Source organism: Leisingera sp. ANG49 (assembly GCF_059694505.1).
On the sequence record NZ_JCATZN010000038.1, the window covers coordinates 1 to 1,427 of the forward strand.

Below are 1,427 nucleotides of genomic sequence, written 5' to 3' on the forward strand. Positions count from 1 at the left end.
GGGCGCGGAAAACGTCGAGGCGGTCAACAACGGCTGCGCCAACCTCGGCCGCCACATCGAGAACGTCAAATCCTTCGGCGTGCCGGTTGTGGTTGCGATCAACCACTTCGTGACCGACACCGACGCGGAAGTTGACGCGGTCAAAGCCTACTGCGCCAGCCACGGCGTCGAGGCGGTGCTGTCGCGCCACTGGGAGCTGGGCTCGGAGGGCTCCGCGCCGCTGGCCGAGAAGGTTGTCGAGATCGTCGACGCCGGTTCCGCCAACTTCTCGCCGATCTACCCGGACGACATGCCGCTGTTCGAGAAGATCGAGACCATCGCCAAGCGCATCTACCGCGCCGACGAGGTGCTGGCGGACAACAAGATCCGCAACCAGCTGAAGGAATGGGAAGAAGCCGGCTACGGCAATCTGCCGGTCTGCATGGCGAAGACCCAGTACTCCTTCTCGACCGACCCGTCCCTGCGCGGTGCGCCGGTGGGCCACTCGGTGCCGGTGCGCGAAGTGCGCCTGTCGGCCGGTGCCGGCTTCATCGTGGCGGTCTGCGGCGAGATCATGACGATGCCGGGCCTGCCGCGCAAACCGGCGGCGGAAACCATCCGCCTGAACGAGGACGGCCAGATCGAAGGCTTGTTCTAAGACGCAATATGCGCTTTCTGCGGCCCGAGACCTTCTCGGGCCGCAAGAGTTTTAAGACATGACCAAGCTGACACCGCCGGAAGACTGTTCCTCGATGGAGGCGCTGCGCGCGGAAATTGACAGGCTCGATAGTGAGCTGGTGCAACTTCTGGCCGTCCGGGCGGGCTATATCGACCGGGCGGTCCAGCTCAAGCAGCAGAACGGCTGGCCCGCGCGGATCCCGGACCGGGTCGAGGAAGTGGTCATGAATGCCCGCGCCGCGGCGGAAGGGGAGGGGCTGGACCCCGATCTGATCGAGCGCTTATGGCGGCAGCTGGTGGAGTGGTCGATTGCCCGCGAGGCGCGGGTGATCCGGGAAGAGTAGGCAGGCCGAGCGCCTGCGCAGGAAAGGAAGAGAGCAATGGCAGCAACTCTGATTGACGGCAAGGCCTTTGCGGCCAAGGTGCGCGGCCAGGTGGCCGAGCATGTGGCGCGGCTGAAGGAAGAGCACGGCATCACCCCCGGCCTGGCGGTGGTGCTGGTGGGCGAGGACCCGGCGTCGCAGGTCTATGTGCGCTCCAAGGGCAAGCAGACCGTCGAAGTCGGCATGAACTCCTATGAGCACAAGCTGGACGCGGACACCCCGGAAGCGGATCTGCTGGCGCTGATCGATCAGCTGAACAATGACCCGGCGGTCAACGGCATCCTGGTGCAGCTGCCGCTGCCGAAGCACATGAACGAGGAGCTGGTGATCAACTCGATCGCGCCGGAGAAGGACGTGGACGGCTTCCACATCTCCAACGTCGGCCTG

At 65.2% G+C, this 1,427-nt stretch carries 3 protein-coding genes; all 3 read left to right on the plus strand.

Going from position 1 to position 1,427, the window contains the following annotated elements; genetic code table 11:
• Window positions 1-637: formate--tetrahydrofolate ligase (locus AC58NV_RS23560; protein ID WP_497229311.1), on the plus strand; the 637-nt coding region annotated here is incomplete at its 5' end.
• A gap of 58 nt (window positions 638-695) precedes the next feature.
• Complete coding sequence (locus AC58NV_RS23565; protein WP_497226709.1) at window positions 696-1,001, plus strand: chorismate mutase; 306 nt, start codon at window positions 696-698, stop codon at window positions 999-1,001.
• 36 nt (window positions 1,002-1,037) lie between these two features.
• Window positions 1,038-1,427 (plus strand): tetrahydrofolate dehydrogenase/cyclohydrolase catalytic domain-containing protein (locus AC58NV_RS23570; RefSeq protein ID WP_497229312.1); only part of this gene is annotated, 390 nt, incomplete at its 3' end.